Origin of the sequence: Natrinema salinisoli (assembly GCF_020405205.1) — an archaeon.
Lineage (GTDB): Archaea > Halobacteriota > Halobacteria > Halobacteriales > Natrialbaceae > Natrinema > Natrinema salinisoli.
Genome location: NZ_CP084469.1, coordinates 2,039,881 through 2,061,325 on the forward strand (window position 1 = coordinate 2,039,881; position 21,445 = coordinate 2,061,325).

Annotated in this window: 21 protein-coding genes and 1 tRNA gene; 6 read left to right on the plus strand and 16 right to left on the minus strand. The window is 60.6% G+C overall.

Going from position 1 to position 21,445, the window contains the following annotated elements; all coding sequences use genetic code 11:
* Position 1 precedes the first annotated feature (1 nt).
* The 5 genes from LDB05_RS10040 to LDB05_RS10060 form a co-directional block, all read right to left on the minus strand.
* Positions 2–568, minus strand: a complete 567-nt coding sequence (locus LDB05_RS10040) for a hypothetical protein (RefSeq protein WP_226007783.1) — start codon at positions 566–568, stop codon at positions 2–4.
* A 358-nt stretch (positions 569–926) separates the two neighbouring features.
* A complete protein-coding gene (locus LDB05_RS10045) occupies positions 927–2,546 on the minus strand; it encodes a DUF7845 domain-containing protein (RefSeq protein WP_226007784.1) in 1,620 nt (539 codons plus the stop codon).
* Positions 2,547–2,548: 2 nt separating this feature from the next.
* The gene (locus LDB05_RS10050) at positions 2,549–2,845 is read right to left on the minus strand and encodes a hypothetical protein (protein ID WP_226007785.1); all 297 of its coding nucleotides are present in this window, start codon (positions 2,843–2,845) and stop codon (positions 2,549–2,551) included.
* Positions 2,842–3,015 (minus strand): hypothetical protein, encoded by a 174-nt coding sequence (locus LDB05_RS10055; protein ID WP_226007786.1) that lies wholly within the window; start codon positions 3,013–3,015, stop codon positions 2,842–2,844. Before LDB05_RS10055 ends, LDB05_RS10050 begins: the two co-directional genes overlap by 4 nt.
* Positions 3,012–3,533, minus strand: coding sequence for a PD-(D/E)XK family putative nuclease (locus tag LDB05_RS10060; RefSeq protein ID WP_226007787.1), 522 nt, complete (start codon positions 3,531–3,533; stop codon positions 3,012–3,014). The genes LDB05_RS10055 and LDB05_RS10060 overlap by 4 nt, the downstream gene beginning before the upstream one ends.
* A gap of 385 nt (positions 3,534–3,918) precedes the next feature.
* Here LDB05_RS10060 and LDB05_RS10065 point away from each other — a divergent pair, with 385 nt between their 5' ends.
* Positions 3,919–4,086, plus strand: coding sequence for a hypothetical protein (locus tag LDB05_RS10065; protein WP_226007788.1), 168 nt, complete (start codon positions 3,919–3,921; stop codon positions 4,084–4,086).
* Between the two features lie 22 nt (positions 4,087–4,108).
* Here LDB05_RS10065 and LDB05_RS10070 read toward each other — a convergent pair whose 3' ends face one another.
* The 5 genes from LDB05_RS10070 to LDB05_RS10090 all read right to left on the minus strand — a co-directional run bounded on the left by LDB05_RS10070 (position 4,109) and on the right by LDB05_RS10090 (position 7,281).
* The gene (locus LDB05_RS10070) at positions 4,109–4,348 is read right to left on the minus strand and encodes a DUF7563 family protein (RefSeq protein WP_226007789.1); all 240 of its coding nucleotides are present in this window, start codon (positions 4,346–4,348) and stop codon (positions 4,109–4,111) included.
* Positions 4,349–4,457: 109 nt separating this feature from the next.
* Positions 4,458–4,528, minus strand: a tRNA-Pro gene (locus LDB05_RS10075).
* A gap of 90 nt (positions 4,529–4,618) precedes the next feature.
* Positions 4,619–5,527 carry an RNA-guided pseudouridylation complex pseudouridine synthase subunit Cbf5 gene (locus LDB05_RS10080; protein ID WP_226007790.1) on the minus strand — a complete coding sequence of 303 codons (909 nt, stop codon included), beginning with the start codon at positions 5,525–5,527 and terminating at the stop codon, positions 4,619–4,621.
* Complete coding sequence (cmk, locus tag LDB05_RS10085) at positions 5,527–6,105, minus strand: (d)CMP kinase (RefSeq protein ID WP_226007791.1); 579 nt, start codon at positions 6,103–6,105, stop codon at positions 5,527–5,529. Before cmk ends, LDB05_RS10080 begins: the two co-directional genes overlap by 1 nt.
* A 216-nt stretch (positions 6,106–6,321) precedes the next feature.
* Positions 6,322–7,281 (minus strand): DUF106 domain-containing protein, encoded by a 960-nt coding sequence (locus LDB05_RS10090; protein WP_226007792.1) that lies wholly within the window; start codon positions 7,279–7,281, stop codon positions 6,322–6,324.
* A gap of 317 nt (positions 7,282–7,598) precedes the next feature.
* Here LDB05_RS10090 and LDB05_RS10095 point away from each other — a divergent pair, with 317 nt between their 5' ends.
* The gene (locus tag LDB05_RS10095; protein WP_226007793.1) at positions 7,599–9,119 is read left to right on the plus strand and encodes a DUF7289 family protein; all 1,521 of its coding nucleotides are present in this window, start codon (positions 7,599–7,601) and stop codon (positions 9,117–9,119) included.
* Positions 9,120–9,255: 136 nt separating this feature from the next.
* Here the strand turns inward: LDB05_RS10095 and LDB05_RS10100 are convergent, their stop codons facing one another.
* On the minus strand, positions 9,256–9,891 hold the full coding sequence (locus tag LDB05_RS10100; protein WP_226007794.1) for an adenylate kinase: 636 nt from the start codon (positions 9,889–9,891) through the stop codon (positions 9,256–9,258).
* A 59-nt stretch (positions 9,892–9,950) separates the two neighbouring features.
* Between LDB05_RS10100 and LDB05_RS10105 the strand changes: the two genes are divergently transcribed.
* The 3 genes from LDB05_RS10105 (at position 9,951) to LDB05_RS10115 (ending at position 14,493) form a co-directional block, all read left to right on the plus strand.
* Entirely contained in the window at positions 9,951–10,412 is a 462-nt protein-coding gene (locus LDB05_RS10105; RefSeq protein ID WP_226007795.1) for a DUF7975 family protein, read from the plus strand.
* A 623-nt stretch (positions 10,413–11,035) separates the two neighbouring features.
* Positions 11,036–12,010 (plus strand): cytochrome c oxidase subunit II, encoded by a 975-nt coding sequence (gene coxB / locus LDB05_RS10110; protein WP_226007894.1) that lies wholly within the window; start codon positions 11,036–11,038, stop codon positions 12,008–12,010.
* A complete protein-coding gene (locus LDB05_RS10115) occupies positions 12,010–14,493 on the plus strand; it encodes a cbb3-type cytochrome c oxidase subunit I (protein ID WP_226007796.1) in 2,484 nt (827 codons plus the stop codon). The genes coxB and LDB05_RS10115 overlap by 1 nt, the downstream gene beginning before the upstream one ends.
* A gap of 399 nt (positions 14,494–14,892) precedes the next feature.
* On the opposite strand, the gene LDB05_RS10120 is transcribed toward LDB05_RS10115, so the two are convergent.
* The 3 genes from LDB05_RS10120 to LDB05_RS10130 all read right to left on the minus strand — a co-directional run bounded on the left by LDB05_RS10120 (position 14,893) and on the right by LDB05_RS10130 (position 18,517).
* Positions 14,893–16,539 (minus strand): S8 family serine peptidase, encoded by a 1,647-nt coding sequence (locus LDB05_RS10120; protein ID WP_226007797.1) that lies wholly within the window; start codon positions 16,537–16,539, stop codon positions 14,893–14,895.
* A gap of 144 nt (positions 16,540–16,683) precedes the next feature.
* On the minus strand, positions 16,684–16,974 hold the full coding sequence (locus LDB05_RS10125; protein ID WP_226007798.1) for a DUF7410 domain-containing protein: 291 nt from the start codon (positions 16,972–16,974) through the stop codon (positions 16,684–16,686).
* Between the two features lie 115 nt (positions 16,975–17,089).
* Positions 17,090–18,517: a hypothetical protein gene (locus LDB05_RS10130; RefSeq protein WP_226007799.1), complete on the minus strand. Its 1,428-nt coding sequence runs from the start codon at positions 18,515–18,517 to the stop codon at positions 17,090–17,092.
* Between the two features lie 82 nt (positions 18,518–18,599).
* Here LDB05_RS10130 and LDB05_RS10135 point away from each other — a divergent pair, with 82 nt between their 5' ends.
* Positions 18,600–18,866 (plus strand): cytochrome C oxidase subunit IV family protein, encoded by a 267-nt coding sequence (locus LDB05_RS10135; protein ID WP_226007800.1) that lies wholly within the window; start codon positions 18,600–18,602, stop codon positions 18,864–18,866.
* Between the two features lie 623 nt (positions 18,867–19,489).
* Here LDB05_RS10135 and secY read toward each other — a convergent pair.
* The gene (gene secY, locus LDB05_RS10140) at positions 19,490–20,953 is read right to left on the minus strand and encodes a preprotein translocase subunit SecY (protein WP_226007801.1); all 1,464 of its coding nucleotides are present in this window, start codon (positions 20,951–20,953) and stop codon (positions 19,490–19,492) included.
* Positions 20,954–20,956: 3 nt separating this feature from the next.
* Entirely contained in the window at positions 20,957–21,445 is a 489-nt protein-coding gene (locus tag LDB05_RS10145) for an uL15m family ribosomal protein (protein ID WP_226007802.1), read from the minus strand.

Genomic DNA, 21,445 nt, shown 5'->3' on the forward strand with positions numbered 1-21,445 from the left:
ACTATGAATATAGAGATCGAATAGTGTTCGACAAGTTCGATAACGAAGATTTCGTGAATTGAATTGCCTGATACCCAACTTTCCAGAGAATTATCGGGATCACAGACAGAGAAAATATAAGGAGTAGAACATTCACTACGAATCCGAGTTCAATATCCACTGGGATGAAGGAGTCCCAAACTCCGAAAGCAAAGAATATAACTGAAGAAGTGGACATGACGACAGAATATCTTGTATTGAAACTCATCTGTTCATAATTCACCATGTCATCTAATTTGTCTCTATTTTCATATAATGTGGCTACGGAAAGTCGCCGAGCATCATTATACACAATCAGTACGATAGATATAGACATTAGCCAAGTTGCTATTGAAATCAATATCCAAATACTAGAAAGTATATCGCCAACTTCCTGACCCGGGTAGTTGGATAATCCAGCAACTGCGGAGACAAATAGGCCTGCTATGACAAGGTTAAAACGGAGAATCTTGAAAGCCTCATCAGCAAGTATCTCCATCCTCGACATTAGGTGCTCAAGTTCATCAGGGTACGAATCAATTGAGTTCATATCGGAATTAATTCTTTTCCAATAATATTAGCATTCGGGACATATCCTGAGACAGCTAAAATCAATCAATCGAGTTAAACACCTCACAAAGGGGTGTTTCGAGTGCATCAACTGGAGATCTGCGCACGGAGGCGGGGTGGGGGCGCTGTAATTTTTTGGCGCTGTCCCCTTGGGGACACCCGCCAAGGGGGCTTTCGCGCGAAGCGCGAAACGACCCCGCAGCTGTCGCGGTGCGATCGCCCCGCCGACCCCGCCTTCGAGGTGAAGACTACCACCAGATTTGTCTAAGCAGGGCTGTTATTCAAGCAAACTTGTAGAAAAGAGCGGTAACGATAGTGTTGCCACTAACCAGACCGGTTCAGCGGTCCGCGACAGCGCCGACGAATCCAGTTTCAGTACCACCGCCGGGAGTCTTCCAGGTGAACTCGACGCCACGAAGTTTCGTCGGATCGTTCCCCGATCGGGACCACTTCTTGAGAGCCTCGCTGGCGATCGTCGCGACGTTCCCGAAGCTGTCCGACTTCAGCCGAGAGAGGATCGTATCGATCCGCATCTGCCGGGGCTCGCCGTGTTCGTCGAACTCGAGGTCGGCACCGTTCTTCGCGAGCCACTCCTGGAAGGGCGATGACTCGGCAACGTGATCAGCCAAGCCCATGAGATGCTGCATCCGATCGGCGTAGCTCTCGATCGCGTACTCCGCTGACTCGACGAGCGCACGAAGTTCCTCCTGATACTTTCGGGCACGGAACGAGACATCGCCCTGGTCAAGCTCGAGGATCTCGCCGAGGTCGTTGATCGCCCGGTAGATCGTCGCGGGATGCTTCCCCAGCTGATCGGCGAGACCGTCGACGGTCGCACCGCCGTCGGTCGCGACCGTCTCAGATACGTCGCGGGCAGTGTCACCCATGTCTCGAAGCGTCGTCATCAACAGGTGGTCAGATTTCGCCTCGAGACGCGGTGTCGGGTCTTCGTAGAGTTCGACCGGCTGGTCTCGAGCGACCGCATCGAAGTGATCGTCGGCTATGTAGACGCCATTTCCGTCTGGACCGAGTGGGATGTCTTCCCAGTGGAGTGCGTTCAACAGCGTCTCCTCTATCTGCTCGGTCACTTCGTGGCGATCAGCCCACGCCCATGCCTCGTTGTCGTTCATCGACTTGTTGACCAGGACCTCCACCTTCGGATGGTACGACGGGTGATCTTTCGAGACCGCGTCCGGATCTTTCAGCTGGTAGATCTCGAATTTCCGTCCGTAGGTATGGCCCGGTAGTAGTTCACTGGCTGACGTGGGGTTCAGAAACAGCCGATTCTGGTGATTGATGATCTCCTGATTGTCGATGTGGAGCTCGGCTTTCACGCCCTCCAGGTCGGACAGGTAGTGCGCGACCTTCTGCAGAACACCGGCTGACGAGAGCTTTTCAGCCCACTCGCGACGAATCCGAACGTACCGCTCGTACGCCCACATCCGACTCGCTTCGTGCGGTTCAGTTCGAAAGTACTCGGGATGAACGCGCTCGTTGGCATGATCGAAGATCGCCGCGAAAAACTCCGGCAGCAGCTCGAGGCCGCGCTCGGGTTCGATGTTACTCGTGTGGAACTCGACGTCGACGCCGTCGACCTCGCCGACCTGATTCTCCCACGGAAGTTGCAACTTCTCGCCGCTCTCCCAGTGGCGCATGTTCGGAAACCGCGGGCCCATGTTGTACGATGCCTTTCGCTCGCCTCGCCCACGGCCCACGATATCCCACTCGTAGAGCCGCTCGGCGTTGATTCCGTCCGACAGCCGCGGCGCGAATCCCGATTTGCTGTAGCTCACTTCGAGGAGCCAGGGCTCGCCGTCGATTTCGGTGGTGATCTCGAGGTATCCCTCGAAGGGCGGCCCGAGCATCACCGACGACAGCGCGTCGTACGGACCGCGGCCCCAGTCGGGCCACTTCCAGCGATTCTCGACCTCGTGAGGCGTTGTCTCGACTTGCGACACGCTTACTCACCCCGGTCTCGCTCACTCTCGAGCAAACCGGTGAGGATCGCGACGGGATTCCACCACATCGCACCCTGACAGGGATAGCAGACGTGCTTGAACGACGTGCAGTCGCTCGCCTCGAGAGTCGTTGGATCAACCTGTGGATGCTGGTCCATCTCCTCAAGGCTCGCTCGCTTGACGCGAGTTCGCCCACAGCCCACGCAAACGGCGTCGACGGGAACCCCGAACTGACCGGCTGCCGGGCTCGCTAGCTCGGCCTCGAGGTCACGGTCGTCCCGATCGGCGTCGACGCTCACGTCGAATCCCCTCCACTGAAACAGTCGTGGCGAGTACCGTCTGCGATCGTATACATCCGATCACGACAGAATCGGCAGTCTCGAATCCGGTCGGCGCGCTGGTAGTCGCCGTTGACATCACGAATGACGGCACGCCCGTTGCGGATCTCGAGGTCGTCTACGCGGCTCATCGTGATCCCTCCTCAGCTGCTGCCGGATCGACGCCCGCCGGATCGATCACGTGCGACCACGCGAGTTTCGCGACCTCCTGTTCAGAGCGCGACCCGCCGACCTCGTACCACCGGCCAGCGAGCAACTCGTCGATGAGCGTCGCCGGCACGATCGCCCGGGCCACCTGCGGCAGTCCCGGTCGCGGAAGGTAGACGACGAGCAGATACATCCCGGCCGCCTCGAGCAGTTGCTCGTGGGCCGCTCGCTTGACGTAGAACCGACCGCGGGTCGATCGGCTGCCGTTACTCGTCTCTATCTGACAGCCTTTGATCTCGACCGGAACGTTCGGCTCGACGAGGACGATCCCGTAGAACGGCAGCGATCGACTCGCCTCCAGGACCGCGGTCGTCCGTGCGTCGTGCCACGTGGCGGTGTGATCGCTCACGTACTCGAGAGCGTCGACAGTCTGGACGATCGTACCTTCCAGGGCGTCACCGCTGGCCTTCGGGCTCTCGAGTTCCGACGCTCGAGAACTCATAGCGGACCCTCCCGCGCGTTCCGAACCGCGCGCGTACATTCGGGACAGAGCCGGCGAAGCGCATCGACGCGATCACCACAGCGTTCGCACTCGTCGGCCTCGAGGAGCCGGCTCATTGGTCAGCCCCTCCGTTTCGCGTAGAGTTCTCAGAATCTGAAGGTGAGCGATCAGTACCCGTGTGTAGTGACTGGTACAGGTAACCAAGGCCACTCTTACGTAAACAGAAACCGATAATGGTATTGCCGGTATTCGAGATTGCATTGACGAACTGGGTGAACAGTATGACACAGAACAAGCGCGTCGTCGGTATCTGTGAGTGCTGCGGATCAGTATATGCTGCAAAAGTACTCTCGTCGGGACGAGTTCGTCCAATTGGACGAGACCAGTGTTCCTGTGGAAGCAAGAGGTTCCGACCGCTCGAGTGATCGGTGCCGCTCGAGGGCTGTCCGCCGTCGGTACAGATCTCTCGGTCCTCGAGCGCGCGGCGAACGTCGGCGTCAGTCGCTTGGTGGATCGGATGGGCGATGGGCGTCCGGCTGTCGACATCGTATAGTTCACTCGCCCGGACGAACCCGCTACGCATCGACCTCACCCCCGTGGCGACCCTCGGAGGTTTCCGGATCAGGGACCGCCACGTCGATACCAGCAGCGGAACCGCGGCTCAGTCGCGCGTACGTATCGCAGTCACCACAGCGGTGAGCCCGGTCCTCGTCGTCGCCGAAGACACGACGGAACCGGTCCGTGACGTGGGCCCCGCAGTGCTGGCACGTCGAGTGGTCAACCGACGGCCAGGGAGCGACCGTCACGCTGACCACCTCCTGACGGCCTGTCGGCTACGTGGTAATATACCGAAACCGAGAATTGGATTTTCGGCCGGCTCGAGGGTATGAGCCGCTAAGAGTTGAACACTTAGATAATTTCGAGTGGGACCGCCGAGAATTGAACTCGGGTCCTACGGACCCCATCCGCAGAGGATACCACTACCCCACGGTCCCGCACGTGATCGGATGGGTGTCTGCCGTTTAAGCGTGTCGTTTCGTGACCGGTACGTCACTCGGTTCCGTGCCCACCGACGGCGATACCACTCAGACGAGTACCCGCTCGAGGTCGACCACGACACCCGCATCGGTCTCCGCGTCACCGGCCAGTTCCCCGAGACAGACGGCCGCGCCATTCGGCGTGTAACAGGCGACCAGTGCTCCCTGCTCGATGTCGTCGTCAACCTCGAGGACGCCCGGTGCGTAAACGGGTGCACCCTCGGCCACTTCGCGGGCCGCGTTCTCCGCGATGACGACGGTCGGGATCTCCTCGAGAATCCGTTCGGCGGGGTCGACGACGTCGTACAGCGGCTCTGGATCGTCGTCTTCGATCCAGAACCCCAGCGCGTCGAGGAAGTCTTGAGCGCTGTGAAGGGTGCGATCGTCGAACGGATCCGTCGCGGTGCGACGCAGGTGACCCATGTGGCCGCCGGTGCCGAGCGCCAGTCCCAGGTCGTGGCACAGTTTCCGAACGTAGGTGCCGCTCTCACAGCGAATCCGCAGGAGGAGTCGTCGCTCCTCGGCCTCGAGGACCTCGAGATCGTAGAGTTCCCGCACGCGGAGGCGACGGGAGACCGCGCTTTTGCGCGGCGGTTTCTGGTAGATCGGCCCCTCGAACTCGGCGACGACGGACGCCGCGTCGGCGGGAACCGGTCCGTGGCACTCGAGGACGGCGACGTATTCCTTGCCGCCTTCGAGAAAGACCTGTGCGAGCCGGGTCGCATCGCCGAGCATGACCGGGAGACAGCCGGTCACTTTCGGATCGAGCGTCCCGGCGTGAGCGGCGCGATCGATCGTCGACTCGACGCCGCGCTCGGCGAGCGTCTCGACGACGGCGTCCCGAAGCCAGCCGCTGACCTGGTGCGAAGAGGGGCCGGGCGGCTTGTCGAGATTGACGACGCCGAAGGTGAGTAACTCGGCGGGCGACCGCTCGGTTGGGGGGCCACGAAGGGTCATCAGAAGTCGTACTCGATACCGGTCACGTGTGCCTTCCCTTCGTCACCGTCAGCGGTGTAGCGTTCGACGGCAGTGACGAGCATGTCGAGGACGGCGTCGGGTTCCCAGCGGGCCGTGTTGACCGACAGATCGTAGATAGTGAGATCTCGTATGTCGATGCCGTAGTACTCCTCGTAGCGCTGGGCCTCGCTGGCCTCGCGAGCCTGGGTTTCCTCGGTCGCACGCGCGGGATCTTTGTCCTCGCGCTCAGCGATCCGCTCGCCGCGAACCCGTGGTGGCGCGTCCAGCCAGAAGCGGAAATCCGCCTGTTCGCCGGCGAGCCAGCCGGCGAGTCTGGACTCGAGAACGAGATCGTCTTCCTCGACGGCGATTTCGCGCAGTCGTCGATCGAGGTCGCGATCGATCTCGTCGTTTTCCTCGGCGAGCTTGTTGAACTCGAGGGGCGTATAGCCGCGTTCGTCGGCCAGTTCCCGGAAGATGTCGCCGCCGCTGACGTGGTCGAGATCGAAGGCCTCGGCCAGCAACTCGGCGGTCGTGCTCTTCCCGCTTCCCGGCGGGCCGGAGACGGTAAGTAACATACTCACTCTGCGAGGGGGCACGTAAAATGGGTTTTGAATCATCGAGCACGACCGATGGTCGTCTCTGCGAACACGGTCGGAAACGAACTACATAACGGCGTCGACGGCGGTCCCATTTTCACGACGCAACGAACGAGGGAGCGGAGCGACCGCTGTGACGTGAGGCGGGAAATTGGAGCAGGGAGCAGCGAAGCTGCGACCGCGATCCGAGTCGGCTCAGGCGCCCGAGGGAGACATGTCGATGTTCAGCGACTTCCGAAGCAGCTGGGAGAAGCCCATCGAACACAGGAAGTACCAGACGATCCACGCCGGCATCGGGCCCACTAGTCCCGAATTCCATTCGACCGTACCGACGAGCGGCATGACGGCAGTCGCTTCCGCGCCGTCGATGCCAACGGTCTGGATCTTCCAGTACATCCAGAGGAACAGCGGGATCGTTAACAGCATGATCCAGACCATCGGACGGAACTGCTCTTTGAACATTCCGAGGTTGTCCGCCATGGCCTCCATCTGCTCCTCGCGGGCGCGCTCCAGTTCGTCCTCGAGACGTTCGATTTCCTCCTCGCTCGCGCCGCGTTCCTCCGCTTCTTTCTTCTCCTGACGGATCTCTTTTTGTTCTTCCTGGACGGCCTTCATCTGCTCCTGGTACTTCCCCATGACCTCGGTGTCCATCAGGTTCGCCTGAAGCAGTGACGAGTAGAGGCCGGTAATCAGGGCGACAGACAGGATCACCGCATAGAACGGTAACGCCGCGTCGAGCGGACCGAGAACGACGTCGATCGTACTGCCGACGACGGACCGGATCGAATCGAACCAGTAGCCGGGCATCAACAGGAGCGCCCCGACGCCGGCGAGCTTGTCCCACTGCGACCAGCTCGAGTCTTCGTCGTCGACATCGACGTCGGCGCTGGCACCGCCACCGGTGCTATCGGCGTCACCGTCGAGGGCCCGATCGAAGGCCTCGCGATCGGCGATCTCGAACCCTTTGTCGCCGTCAATTAGTACTCCTTTCTCGATTAGCCGCCCCCACTGGCCGCTCGTCAACTCGTCGCTGACGTCGGCCCACTGGACCTCGCCGCCGTTTCTGTCGGCTTTCTCGCGGATGGCCTCGAGGGCGTCTGCCATCGAGGAGTCCTCACGGACGAGGGCGTCGATCTTCTCGGCTGTGCGCGTCATCTGGTTGTGCTAGGCGTCGTCCGGTATACAAGTGTTTTTCTTCGGTGGGGAGAAGACGAGTGTCCGATCCACCCCGATAAATAAAATACGTATAATAACGGTTTGCAAAAGATAGTGGCATCTGAAAAACACATAAATAGTTGCACCAACCTATAGTTTGAAATATGATTGTTTTTCCGGCACGAACAGAACACGGATAAGAAGGCCAGAAGATGACGTTATCGGGTTACTAACACAGAATTAGAGCCGTTATAAACTATTCTGAAAGGTTTGACCAGACGAATGACTTATACAATGAACTGACTATCACAAAACCAATGATTTCGGGACGAGGGAGTGAATCGTTTTTATTATCGGAGCGGGGGCAATCAGCACTGATCGGGGTCATCCTGCTGATCGGCATGGCTGCAACGGTCAGCGTCGGGGTTCTTCTCGTCGCCGGCGACGTCATGAACGGCGCCGAACAACAATCGCAAAACCAGCGAGTCGAACAGGGATTCGTCGAGCTCGGTCACGAGATGTCGACCGTGTCGGTCAGCGACGACTCTTCGAGGACGGTTTCGTTCGAGGCAGGTGATTCAGGGGCAGTAACGAAGACGAAAGCGGGCTGGATCCACATCGAGGGTGGAGACGTCGATATCAATCGATCGATCGGTGCCGTCGAGTACGTGGGTGACGACGGAACGATCGTCGCCTATCAGTCGGGTGGCGTCTGGCGAGAAACGGGGAACAAGACGCGGATGCTCTCCGCGCCGAACATCGATTACGATTCGGAGGACGAAACGCTGTGGTTCCCAATTACGACCCTCAGCGGAAGTCAATCACTGGATTCCGGAGACGTCTCGATCGAGCACAACAAGACGGATCCGATTGGAAACGTGAGTTTCGTTGAAAACGATTCCGTCACCATCACGATTCAAAGCGATTACTACCGAGGGTGGGAGCGATACTTCCGAGAAGAGGCCAGTGGCGCGTCCGTTCAGAACGTTTATCACGAGAATCGGACTGTGCACGTGTTACTCGGATACGCGGAGCTCGATGGGGCATTCGATGAGGGCGCGACCGTTGGATCGGACCAGAACGAGCACTTCCGTGATAAACAAGATCAGATCGGCGATGATTACAGGACGGGGACTCCGCTGCCAGAAATGGATTCAGTCATTGACGAAATGATTACCGATGCAAAGGCCGGGGATGTCGACAGAAACCTTTCCGAAAACCCACCTACTGGCACGCTAGATGATGGCAAATATTTTATCGAGGAAATTGATGACGGCGAAGACTACGAATTCGATTTATCAGATGGCAATGCGACGCTGATCGTTGAGGATGACGTGAATATTGATGGGTCGATCACCGTTGTTGAGAGAGACGATGATCACGTGTTGCGGATCTATTCGGGAGGCAATAAGCTTGATTTAGACGGCCGAATATGCGTTGATACTGGTGGCGGGTGTGAACAGAGAGCCGAAATCATCCAGTTTTACGGTCCCTCGACGATGGGTGTCGATATAGGGCCGAATAGTAAAGGAACCTTCGAAGGAATACTCTACGTGGCGTCATCCGAAGAAAAGTCGGACGAGTGGTGGGAAAGCTCCAATAATGGTGGTGGATCTTGCAGAGATAGACACCAAATCCATATGCAAGCGGGCCAGACTGATTTCAATGGGTCGATGGTTGCATACTCGGTTTGCTCCCAATCAGGGGCTATCGAATTCGATTACGATGATGATCTTTCAACTGCCGAAATCGATCCATACCCTGAGGATTACTCACTACCGCCGCAAATCACGTATCTGAACGTCGCCGTACACGAACTAGACGTTAAAAACGGATAATCACCGCCCCAATCATCTCCGGTTTCGAGTTATCCGTTTAGCGGGTTCGATTGCTGACCGAGGAAATCAAGTCGTCGGATGTGCCTGAACAACGGCCATAATAATTGCATAGGTATTGGTAACCCCAACAACGGCGCTATGCGATCTGTTCGATCGTCGATTTCACGTCCGCCCAGACCTCGTCGGGTGCCTGCTCGCCGTCAACGCGCTCGAGATCCCCTTGCGCTTCGTAGTGCTCGATAACCGGTTGGGTGTTCTCCTGGAAGACCGAGAGTCGTTCTTTGACGGTCTCTTCGGTGTCGTCGTCGCGCTGGACGAGTCGGTCTTCGACCTCGGGGTCCTCCGGCGGGTTGTACTCGACGTGGTAGATATCGCCCGTTTCGGGATCCATGCGCCGGCCCGTGAGTCGGTGAACGAGCTCCTCCTCGCTGACGTCGAGGTACAACACGACGTCGAGTTCGGTCATGTCCTCGAGCTCCTCGGCCTGCTCCAGGTTCCGAGGGTAGCCGTCGAGAACGAAGCCGTCCGCCTGTGAGAGCGCTTCGTCGACGATAGCGTTGACGACGTCGTCGGGAACGAGTTCGCCCCGGTCCATGTACTCACCCGGGGTGTCGTACTCCGTGTCCATGTCGGAGATGTCCATTTCCTTGTTGTTTCGGAGCGCGTCGCCGGTCGTGATGTGATCGACGTCGAACTCCTCCGTGATCTTTGCACTTTGGGTCCCCTTGCCCGCCCCGGGAGCACCCAGGATCAGGATTCGTGGCTGTGCCATACGCCACCGTTCAGGGGCACCACATAAAGGCTTAAAGAATCGGGCACGTGCATCCGGGTATGACTCGCTTCGAGGCCGCCGACCCGGTCGAGCGACGAAAGCTGTACGTCGACGCGATCACCGCCCATCGCAACCGCGATAGCGGATTCCTTACGCTCGAGGCCGACGAAACGGCCCTCGGCGTCGACCCGGACGACGGCGAAGACGTAGCATCCCGAGACAGTTCGGACGACGAATCGGACGAGACGGCCGCCGAACTGGGGATCCCGTGGGTTCAGTTCGGTGACGGAACGATCAATCTCGACTGTACGGACGACGAACTTGATACACTGAAAACGCTCCTCGGCGAGTTCCCGGCGTTCAAGATCGACGAGTTGATTCGGCCGGAAGACGTCGACGGCGTGAACGTCCGGATCAGCGCGAAGGCGGATCCGAATCGAATCGCCCAGTTCGTCGACGACGTCTTTCTCGAGGTGTACGACCTCCCGTCGGCGTTTCGCGTCTGGGCCGTCGAGGTGTGACCCGTCGGGGAACGCTCGGTCCAAACGCACGATCGGAACCGTACGCGACGGACGCTCGGCTTTTTCAGAGGCGCGTGTCCCCTGGGAGCACGAACAATCGTTCCTGGTGGTCGAGTCCGGCAATCGGCCGTGACTACTCTGACAGAGACGACCACGCGATAGACGTCGAGACCACCGACCGCTGCTGAGTATTTTCGTGACACTACGCTGTTTCTCCGCCGAAACGGTCAATCGGTTCAGCGCGCGCCAGTTCCCACGCCGAAAATATCGTCTTCGCAGCGCGAACGCGTACCGGATGAACGACACCCGCCCGATAGATGGTACTCAAGGCGAACACGTTCGTCACAAAACCGATACAGTGGGCCGACGTGTTCACGCGGAGACTCGAGCGACGTGCAACAGCGACAGAAAAAAGGGTGTCGGGCCCAACCGAACAGTGATGAATCGTAACGGACGAACCGATTCGGGCCGAAAACCGGGTCAACTGGCCGACGTATTGGTGACCGGTAGACGGCATCAGTCGGGCGGTTTCCAAATAGATAAGTGCCCCCAGCCATCATCCTCCGACATATAACTGGAGTTCAAAAGAGGTGAACACAATCATCAATCTACTGACAACCCCGATGCAGGGAACACGTGTCGACGTGTTCGAGCAGATCTTCCTGGTCTTCCTCGGACTGGGTACGCTCGTCGGTATCGTCGTGATCGCGTACGTCTTGTACAACGCGTACAAGTACCGTGATACCGGCGAGCCAGCGGATGACGAAGATCTGCCATCCGTCGGGGAGTTACCGACAGGCGGAAAGGGCGGAAAGAAACTGTTCCTCTCGTTCGGCATCAGCGCCGTCATCGTCATTTCGCTGGTGATCTGGACGTACGGGATGCTCCTGTACGTCGAAGACCCAGCCGACGGCAACGACGAGCAACAGGACGCACTCAACGTCGACGTGATCGGCGAGAACTTCGCCTGGTTCTACGAGTACGAGAACGGAATCGAATCGACGGCGACCCTCCGTGTCCCCGCCGGCGAGCGGGTCTGGATACAGGCGACGGGGGGCGACGTCTGGCACGCGTTCGGCATACCCGAACAACGGGTGAAAGCCGACGCGATTCCGGGCGAGTACGACGAAACGTGGTTCGAGACTGACGCGTCCGAAGCCGGCGAACAACAGGAGATCCAGTGCTTCGAACTCTGTGGCGAGTACCACACCTCGATGGTCGGTACCCTTCAGATCATGGATCCCGACGAGTTCGACACGTGGATGGACGAGCAGCTGACGATGTCGTTCACGATGCAGGACCAAAACGAGTCCCGCGTCACTGAGGGCTACGAACTGACCCTCGAGCATCAGGAGAACGACAGCGTCGAGGACCGGACCTACACGGCCGACGACTTCGAGAACGGCACGATCGAAATCAACGACATCGAGCAAGCCGGCGTCTACAACGTCACGATCGAGCCGACCGACGGCCAGTTCGAGCCGATCGAGGAGCAGATCGATATGACCGGTCCGGTCGACGAAACCTACACGCTCGAAATGAATGCAGCGGAAAGCGATACTAATGCAAGCGAAACCAACGACGGAGGTGGGAACTGATGAGTGACCTCCCGCCGATGGATTCGGTCAAGCGCTGGCTGGTCACGACTAACCACAAGGACGTCGGCATTCTCTACATGGTGACTGCGATGTTCTTCCTGGTCTTCGGCGGCGTCCTCGCCCTGCTGTTCCGCGCTCACCTGTGGGAAGCCGGCGGCACGGGACTGCTGACGAACGATCAGTACTACCAGTCCGTCAGTACCCACGGCCTGATAATGGTGTTCTGGTTCCTCTCACCGATCGCAACCGGGTTCGCGAACTACTTCGTCCCGCTCCAGATCGGCGCGAAGGATCTCGCGTTCCCCCGACTAAACGCCTTGAGTTACTGGTTCTACCTGTTCTCGGGCATCCTGCTCGGAATCTCGTTCTTCCAGGGTGGATCGTTCTCCGGCGGCTGGACGATGTACGCCCCGCTGAATGTTCCAACGTATACGCCCGCGATGCAGGCGACGACAGGTGGTAACGCGACAATCCTCGCGTTGACCCTGTTCACCATCTCGATTACGATCGGGACGATAAACTTCCTGACGACGATGCACCGCTCCCGCGCGGAGGGACTCGGCCTGTGGAACCTGCCGATGTTCTCCTGGTCGTGGCTCCTGACCGTCTGGATGATGCTGTTCGCCTTCGCGGCGCTGCTGGCAGCACTCCTCCTGCTCGCGGTCGACCGACTGTTCCTCACGCAGTACTTCGCAACCGACCAGGGCTCGAGCCTGCTGTGGGCGCACATCTTCTGGTTCTTCGGCCATCCGGAGGTCTACATCGTCTTCTTCCCTGCACTGGGGATCATGTTCGAGACGTTCCAGACCTTCTGTGGCCGGCGACTCGTCGGCCGGAAGTGGGTCATCATCGCGATGGTCCTGGTGGCAGTCCAGTCGTTCCTCGTCTGGATGCACCACATGTTCCTGTCGACGATCAACCTCCCGATCAAAACGCTGTTCATGGCGACGACGATCGGGATCTCGTTGCCCTTCGACCTGATGGTATTCGCGCTGATCTACACGATGGTCAAGGGCCGCGTCCGGTTTACGACGCCGTTCCTGTTCTCGCTCGGTGCGCTGGTGCTGTTCATCATCGGCGGGATCACCGGCGTCTTCCTCGGTGCGGTCGTCCTCGACTACGAGTTCCGTGGCACCTACTGGGTCGTCGCCCACTTCCACTACGTCATGGTTTCGGGGGTCACCGCGCTGGTCGGAGGCATCTACTACTGGTGGCCGAAAATCACCGGGAAGATGTACTCCGAACGACTCGGCAAGCTCAACTTCGCGGTCTACTTCGTCGGGTTCAATCTGCTGTACTTCCCGATGTTCATGGCCTGGGAGACGCCGCGGCGCGTCTTCCACTTCGCCGAGAGCGCACAGATCTACCACCAGCTAGCGACGGTCGGGGCATTCGTCTTCGGTGCCTCCTTCCTGATCACGTTCTTCACGCTCGGGAAGAGTCTACTCTCGGGCCCCGACGCACCCGACAACCCGTGGACGTACTCGCGAACGGCCGAGTGGGCGATCCCCTCGCCGCCGCCGCTCGAGAACTGGCCGGACCGACCGAGCTACGCCAGCGGCAAACTCGAGTTCGTCAACGACGCCGCGACCGCGACCGACGGCGGCGTCGCACAGGAAGCCACCGGCACGGCGGCCGCGAGTCACGAGGAGGAACACGCCGACCACGCCAGTATCTGGCCGTTCGGCATCGGCGTCGCGGCATTCACGTTCTTCCTCGGACTGAGCGGCATCACGCCGTACGTCTTCTCGTTCGTCGAGTCGAACATCGCGAGCGACGTCGGGACCTTCGTCACGCTGGACTCGGCGCCCGAACAGAGTATCATCTATCCGATCCTGTTGGCAGTCGGGATCGGCCTCCTCGGGATCACGCTGTTCCAGTTCGGCCGCGAACAGTTCGATGCACCCGAGATGCTCGTGGCCGAACAGTGGCCGTTCGGCGGCGTCAACAACGAGAAGATGGGGGTCTGGCTGTTCCTGGCCTCCGACGTCGTCGTCTTCGGTGCCGCGATCGGCGCGTACGTGTTCATGCGGATCCACATGGGCTGGGGTGACTGGCATCTCGATACCATCACCCAGGCCGGCCTGTTCAACACCTACGTCCTGATCACGTCGAGTTTCACGGTCATTCTCGCACACGTGATGGCCGAACGCGGGAACAAGAAGGGACTGCTCGCGATGCTCAGCACGACCGTCCTGCTCGGACTCGTGTTCATGGGCGTCAAGGCCTTCGAGTACAACACCAAGTTCTCCCACGGTGACTACTGGTTCAGCGGGATCGAGTACTCGCTGTACTTCGTGACGACCGGCCTGCACGCGCTCCACGTCATCCTCGGTCTGCTCGTCGCCCTGTTCATGATCTACCGGGTCGTGAGCATCGACGCCTACCTCGAGGACCACATGCCGGTGGAGTACTTCGGCCTCTACTGGCACTTCGTCGACATCGTGTGGGTCTTCCTGTTCCCGCTGTTCTACCTGATGTAGCGGATCGCCGCTACACGGGTTTCGGCGTCTAACGGCCGCGTTCGATTCGCGTTCTCGATTCTCGACTCGATACCAACCGAGAGACGATAGTGGTCACTGCAAGTCAATGTACACCTGATCGACCGACAGCTGTGGGATCAGTGTGTGAACAGTTGCAGTAACTACTAGAAAAGATCCGTCGCTGGCACCCCAGTCCGACTGCGACGGGAGGGGACACGATACTGACAGTCTCTGTGGTCGTCGGCTCCCGGACGGTCGCGCGAGTAACGACTGGGACTCTACCCGATCGTGTGCTCGACGGACCACCCGAGTCACCGTAAGCCTTCGATGATCGGGTAGTCGTCGGCCGTTCGTCGATGCGTATCGACGGCGTTGACCTCGCGGAGCGGTCTCGAGACGTCACCGGCGGCCGGTTCGACGACGTACAATGGCAGTGAGGAAGACGCTGAGGACGAGGACAACGGCGGCGAACACGGGTTGAAAACGGAACCCGGATCCGTCGGTCCGGTCGGTAGTCGTGTTCGAGTCGTTGGCCATCGTCGACTCGACGCCGCCGCGAGCCTCGACGAGCGCGTCGGCGGTGGCTTTGGCTTCGACGATACCGTGCCCGTACCGGCTATCGATCGTCGTACCATCGGTCTCGTCGACTGTGGTGTTACTGTCGGGGACGTAGCCCTCCGGCACACGAGCCGTCTCGGTAAGCGCGAGCTCGATCTCCTCGGGTGTCGCATCGGGTTCGATGGACAGGAGAAGCGCGACCGTACCAGAGACGTGCGGCGTGGCCATCGAGGTTCCCGGCATCGCCATGTACCCGCCCGGAACGGCGCTGACGACTGCGACACCGGGTGCGACGACGTCGGGGACGATGTACGATTGCGGTGCGTTCCAGTCGTCCGGTGCCCCGACCCACTCCGGCTGGTCGAGCCGCTGTCCCCCGGAGAACGAGGGAACGGCCCCGTTTTCGTCGACCGCGCCGACGCTGATCGTCTCGTAGACGTTCCCGGGAGAACCGGAGGTTTCCGGACCCTCGTTACCGATCGCCCCGACGACGATTGCGCCGCTCTGCTGTGCGTTTCGAACCGGGTCAATGAACGGTGCGAGTGTTCCGGGTGCACCGAGGCTCATGCTGATCACGTCGGCATCCTCCTGAACAGCCCACTCCATGCCGGCGACGACTTGGGCGAACGATCCGCTCGTATCGCTCAAGACGAGTCCGTGGAGCAGCTCCGCTTCGGGCGCGACTCCGATCGCGGTGCCGGTCGTCGCCCCGCCCGCGACCGTCCCGCTGACGTGCGTCCCGTGAGAGCCCGTATCGTGAGGCGTCGATCCCGCGACGCGGCCGCCGGTCGCATCGAACTCCGCCCAGCCGCCGGGATAGGTCGGGTCCGACGGATCGTCGGTCGCCAGCTCGATGTCCGGATGGCTCGCGTCGACGCCAGTGTCGAGCACTGCGACGCGGACGCCTTCACCCTGCGTATCGTAGGCGTCCCAGACGGCGGGCGCGTTCACCTGGGCGAGTCCCCTCGTCGTTCGGCGGGCGTTTGCTGCCGGAGCGGCTGACCCCGATGCCGTCGCGTTGACGCGGGCCGGCGGTTCGGGAACGGACACTGCGAAGTTCTCGTGGACGGCCTCGACCGCGCCGAACCGCTCGAAGACATTGTACTCGACGGCGTCCGTATCGACTTCGATCAGGACGGCGTTGGTCAACCAGAACGTCTCCTCGGCCTGCAATCCCTCTCTCCCCCGTACGTACTCGAGCAGCGAGTCCTGCGTCGAGTCGGCGTGATCCTCGAGTCGGCGCTCCGTCGCGGCCTCGCTCGCCGTCTCGGGGACGGTCGCTTCCGCGAGCCGAACGACGACCTCGACGGTCGTCCCGTTGGTGGGGAGATCGTCGTCGATGACGATCGAATCGTCAGCGGGTTCGGGAGCAGCGTCAGTAGAGACGGTCGCTCCGAGTGCGACCGGACTGAAAACGGATGCGACCACCAGACAGGCGACGACGGCGAAGACGGAGAAGAGTACCGTACTGGAGCGACCGGTGCCCATGATACCGGTACTGAGGAGTCACCGAACAAAGAGATTCTGGAGTGCGAACCGATCGAGTACCGCTGCTCCGAGACGAGTCGTGGCTCTAGCGAGGCAGACGTTCGATAAATCTAGACCCGACGTCGGTCAGCAGTCCCGATCGGCTCACTGTCCCGCCCAGACCAGCGCATAGATGAACGTAAACAGGAAGTAAACCAGAAATACCGAGATAGCCGCCTTGAAGTGGAACGTGAAGAGGTCGTACTCTTCGTCGTCGCGTTCGTCCTCGAACGCGTCTCGTTCGGCCTCCGAACACTCCTCGGCGTGGTCGACGCCGATGTGAAACGTGGCGTATCGCTCGGCTCGGAACGGCCGGCCACAGTACGGACAGGTCGCGCCGGGCGCTTCGTCCGCGGGCACCTGATACTCTCGCTCGAGCGCTCGTTCAGTCGCCATTCGGTCGGTCGTTGTGGCGGCGCGAGGAAGTGTTTGCCGGTTCAGTACCTCGCGGGCGGGGCGGAAATCGGTCGTCCGGACCCGTCGGACTGACGAGGACTGGGCGACTGAAGTCTCAACCCGGAACGTACGGCGGACTCATCGTCCCTTGCGAGACGAGATAGAGGCTCACCATCGTGAAAAAGATCATGACGACGATGAGCGGGTACTGACTCCTGATCGCCTGTAGCTTGCCGGGAAACAGATCGAAGGAGACGGTGTGTGCGACCCACACCGCGAGGACGTGGCCCAGCAGGATGGCGGCGATCTCGACGTAGCCGAACCAGCCCGGCAAGGCGTATCGAGTCGGATTCGGCGGCGGGTTCAGCGGCATCGCCAGGCTATCGATCAGTGACGGCCATAGCGAGAGTCCGAACCCGAGATAGTGTGCCAGGTGGTAGCCGGCCGCGATGGCGAGCAGCGGTGCGGCGAGTCTGAGCCCAAGGTACTGCCGCGAGAGGTAGGTCTCGGCTCGCTCGCGGGTGCGATCGATGGCGACCCAGTAGACCTTCCAGAACAGGCCGAAGCCGCCGACGAGCAGCCCCAGATAAACGAGCGCTGGCGGCACCCCGATTCCGACCAGCGCTTCGATCGTTCGGACGCCGATCGGCGTGACGATGAACCCGCTGTAGGTCAGCTCCCAGACCAGTGCGAGCACGAAGGCCACGAGGGAGTTGTCAGTGACGAGATCGGCCTCGCTCAACCGCGACCCCGGGAACCGCAGCTCGAACCCGTCTTCGGTCCGCTGAATCGGTGCGACGGCACCGTAGAGCCGGAACCACAGCGAAAGGGGATCACCACGACGGAACCAGACCTCGGGCGAATACACGACCGCGCTCGAGATCGTGAACACCGAGTACAGCGCGAGCACTGCCACCAGCGCCCGCGGCGACGAGGTCAGGGGGGCGATGACCTCGAGCCAGACGAACGTCAACAGCGCGACAACGGCGGGCCAGGAACCGAAGGCCGGCGGGTAGCGTTCGTAGCCGTTCGGCAGCGCCGATGCGATCCGCCGCCAGGGGTTGAGCGCCGGCCACGGGTTCCCGACGGTGTACGCCGCGATCGTCAACAACGACCGACCGCCGACGAACGTCAGCAGGACCGTCGCACTGACCAGTCCGATGTTGGGTCCGAAAACGCCAGCGATGAAGAGCACCGCGAGCCCGAGAACGCCCATTACGCCGAGGAAGAGCGAGCCGGCGGACAGCAATCGGTCGAGGGGAGTCTCGAGCGCGCGGTCGTGGTAGGAGCCGATCACGTCCCGGTCGGTCACCAGCATCGTCAGCAGCGCCGAGGCTCCGACGGCACCGCCGCCCGTCGCGAGATAGAGCCACGTCGGGACGCTCACGTCGGTGCCACCGGTGAGGCCGGCGGCGACGTTACTCGCGGCGACGATGCTCACACTCGCCCCGAGAACCGCTACTGCGAGGGCCACTACGATACCGGTCCGGCGAGCGAAAGCCGACCGTTCACTCATTGCCGGAGATTCGGACTCGTGATCCATCTACGTGTCGCTTCGACGGCACCCTGTCGCGGAACGATCGCATGAGGAAGGTATAAGTATCCGTCACCCACATTCCCCACTAATGGCGAGCATTCGGACCTACGCCCTCATTTACGTGGCACTGATGGTGCTAGCGACGGGGAAGTTCGTCTTCTTCCACTTCCCGGAAATTTTCAGCTACCAGCTGGCAGTCGGCGGGACGATGATTCTCGCGGCGATCAAGGTATCCCTGATCGCTGGCTACTTCCAGCACCTGAAAGACGAGCCCCGGTCGATCACCTACCTGATGCTCACCGCGGCGTTCATGGTGTTCCTGCTCACCCTCGCAGCAGGATACTCGATCCAGTAAGCCGTTCTGCCGTTTTCCGATTTCGCACGGAGGTCGATCCGTTTCTCCGCTGTTTTCCTCGATGTTCCGCAGGCCAATAGGAGTTCGAGCAGCCCCCACCGTGGGGTTCGTACTCCCTGTGTCCGTCCTCGAACACGATTGTCGGTGGCCGTTCGGTGTTCAGTACGATGCTGTGGATCCGTGCCGCCATAGCACGTTGCCGATCCTTCCGTGAGCCTCGAGAGCGTCGAAGAGTAGCGTTGACAGCGATCGGTCCGGCCTCGACCGTCATCTCTCCCACCGGTTTCGGGGTGCGTCACGAGCGGACACACCTAGCCGTCACTGGAAAAGGGGAGTATCCAAACGAACACGCACGGACCGGCGGGACGCGATCCGGAAGCGGCGGATCGATGGAGAACCGACAGTCCGAGTGTGGCGATCGTGTGGTTGCCAGCACGACTTGCGATCGGAGTAACGAATTCCCGGACCGAATCATCGCGACGACTGGTCGAGGACGCCGAGAACCGCGGCTGGTCGACGATTGGTCGGGCGCGTCGCTGACGGATGAGTACGCACCGTCGGAAAACAGCAAGAAACGGGAGTGGTCGATGGAGTCGAAGAACGGGAAGCGATAGCGACCGTCGCTATTCCTTGCCGAACATATCGCGCATCATCGGATGCATCTCCATCATCTGCTCCTCGGCGATCTCCTCGTAGAGCTTGTACGTGATGGAGACGGCCAGCAGCAGGCCGGTTCCGCTCACACCGCCGATGGTACCGAGCATGTTGGCCCAGACGGCCAGCAGGCCGACCAGCGCGCCGCCGATGACGGTCACTTGCGGGATGTACCGTTCCATGACCTTCTCGATGACGCCGACGTTCTGTCGGAAGCCGGGAATCTGCATCCCGGAGTTCTGGATCTGCTTCGCCGTCGATTCCGGACCCATGTCCGTCGTCTCGACCCAGAAGATGGCGAAGATCGCACCGCCGATCACCATGAAGGTGAGGTCGATACTGATCCGGATCAACACCTGCCACCACTCCTGGGACACGCTCGCCGTCCACCACATCCAATCCTGGGGTGAGTAAATCGGAGCCACGTAGTAGAAGAACCCGCTACTGGGCTGGCCCTGACTCGTGTAGGTACCGAGCCAGCCGGGCATGCTGGCCCACTGGCTGTTCAGGATCTGCCCCAGGAACTGGACGTTCGCCTGCACTGCGCGAACGAGGATCATCGGCAGGACGCTCGCGTAGATGAGCTTCACGGGGAAGCGACCGCGAGCACCCTTGACCCTGGCGTGGCTCAACGGAATCTCCACGCGGACCGATTCCGCATAGACGACGATCCCGAAGATCAGGATCGTCGTCAGCAGGGCGATGACGTGACCCTCACCGATCAGGAGCGTCTGGAGACCGGCACCCGAGGCGATCGACCCGACGTCGACCTGTCCCGTCAGGATGCGGTACCAGTCGAAGAAGAACCCGCCCTGAGCGGGCTGGATGAACCCGGTCACCAGTCGCTGGCTCACGCCAGCGATGATGAACAGGCCGATCCCGCTACCGACGCCCCACTTGCTGACGACCTCGTCCATGTAGAGGATGAGGATTCCGCCGATGAACACCTGAACGAACATCAGGCTCTGGATCTGCGTCTGTCCGAGGGTGAATCCCCCGAGCTGTAGCGACTGCTGGGCTGGCAGGAAGCCGCCGGCGAACACCATCGGGAGCCCGGTCAGTATCGTCATCAGGACGACCAGCAGCTTCTGGAGGCCCTGATAGAGGACCTGGTCCCGCGGATCGTCCGTGTCGAGTCCGAGCAGGTTCGCACCGCCAAGCAGTTGCAAGACGATGCTCGCGGTGACGATCGGTCCGATACCGACCTGCAAGATGGACCCCTGAGAGCCGGCGAGGATCGCACGGAACTGACCGAAGAGGTCGTTTGCCTGGCCGGCCTCGACGCCGAACAGACTGATGTTCGTCAGGAAGAAATACAACATGAGGATACCGGCCGTCCACATTAGCTTGCGCTTGAAGGGCACGTGCCCCTCCGGACGGCGCACTGCTGGCATCCGCGTTAGGACCGGTTCAGCGGCTTCCTTCCATCCCATATGTTATTCCTCGTTCTGTTCGGGTTCGGCGTCAGCCTCGTCGTCTTCCTGACCTCGCTCCGAGACGACTGCCTCGCCGCCGGCAGCCTCGAGCTTCTCCTCGGCCGCATCCGAGAAGGCGTCCGCCGTGATCTCGAGCGTGTTCCGGACCTGACCGGAGCCGAGAACTTTGACGACGTCGACTTCGTGTCCGTCCTCGACGACGTCGCGTGCGTCGAGTCGGTAGCCGTCGTCGGTCTCCTCGGCGAGGTCCTCAGCGACGTAGAGGATCGCGTCCTCGTCGAGCTTCTGGACGTCGATCTCCGCGACATCCTCTCGGATGTCGTGGGGTCGCTTGAAGCCGTGTTTGCCCTTCGGTTCGTAGTTGTGGAACTCGTGTTTGCTGCGCCCCGCACGGCCGCGGCCACCACGGTGGCCCGCACCGCGGCGGTTCTTGTGGGAACCGCCGCTGTGGGTTCGCGATCCGCGCTGGCGTCGTTTTTTACTCGTCAT

Excerpts from the sequence above, each read along its gene's own strand:
- LDB05_RS10080 (WP_226007790.1), bottom strand. The coding sequence starts at position 5,527 with ATGACCCTTCGTGGCCCCCCAACCGAGCGGTCGCCCGCCGAGTTACTC.
- LDB05_RS10135 (WP_226007800.1), top strand. The coding sequence starts at position 18,600 with ATGGCGAGCATTCGGACCTACGCCCTCATTTACGTGGCACTGATGGTG.
- cmk (WP_226007791.1), bottom strand. The coding sequence starts at position 6,105 with ATGTTACTTACCGTCTCCGGCCCGCCGGGAAGCGGGAAGAGCACGACC.
- LDB05_RS10105 (WP_226007795.1), top strand. The coding sequence starts at position 9,951 with ATGACTCGCTTCGAGGCCGCCGACCCGGTCGAGCGACGAAAGCTGTAC.
- LDB05_RS10145 (WP_226007802.1), bottom strand. The coding sequence starts at position 21,445 with ATGACGAGTAAAAAACGACGCCAGCGCGGATCGCGAACCCACAGCGGC.
- LDB05_RS10100 (WP_226007794.1), bottom strand. The coding sequence starts at position 9,891 with ATGGCACAGCCACGAATCCTGATCCTGGGTGCTCCCGGGGCGGGCAAG.
- LDB05_RS10055 (WP_226007786.1), bottom strand. The coding sequence starts at position 3,015 with ATGAGCCGCGTAGACGACCTCGAGATCCGCAACGGGCGTGCCGTCATT.
- LDB05_RS10060 (WP_226007787.1), bottom strand. The coding sequence starts at position 3,533 with ATGAGTTCTCGAGCGTCGGAACTCGAGAGCCCGAAGGCCAGCGGTGAC.
- secY (WP_226007801.1), bottom strand. The coding sequence starts at position 20,953 with ATGGGATGGAAGGAAGCCGCTGAACCGGTCCTAACGCGGATGCCAGCA.
- LDB05_RS10040 (WP_226007783.1), bottom strand. The coding sequence starts at position 568 with ATGAACTCAATTGATTCGTACCCTGATGAACTTGAGCACCTAATGTCG.
- LDB05_RS10090 (WP_226007792.1), bottom strand. The coding sequence starts at position 7,281 with ATGACGCGCACAGCCGAGAAGATCGACGCCCTCGTCCGTGAGGACTCC.
- LDB05_RS10120 (WP_226007797.1), bottom strand. The coding sequence starts at position 16,539 with ATGGGCACCGGTCGCTCCAGTACGGTACTCTTCTCCGTCTTCGCCGTC.
- LDB05_RS10125 (WP_226007798.1), bottom strand. The coding sequence starts at position 16,974 with ATGGCGACTGAACGAGCGCTCGAGCGAGAGTATCAGGTGCCCGCGGAC.
- LDB05_RS10130 (WP_226007799.1), bottom strand. The coding sequence starts at position 18,517 with ATGGATCACGAGTCCGAATCTCCGGCAATGAGTGAACGGTCGGCTTTC.
- LDB05_RS10115 (WP_226007796.1), top strand. The coding sequence starts at position 12,010 with ATGAGTGACCTCCCGCCGATGGATTCGGTCAAGCGCTGGCTGGTCACG.
- coxB (WP_226007894.1), top strand. The coding sequence starts at position 11,036 with ATGCAGGGAACACGTGTCGACGTGTTCGAGCAGATCTTCCTGGTCTTC.
- LDB05_RS10095 (WP_226007793.1), top strand. The coding sequence starts at position 7,599 with ATGATTTCGGGACGAGGGAGTGAATCGTTTTTATTATCGGAGCGGGGG.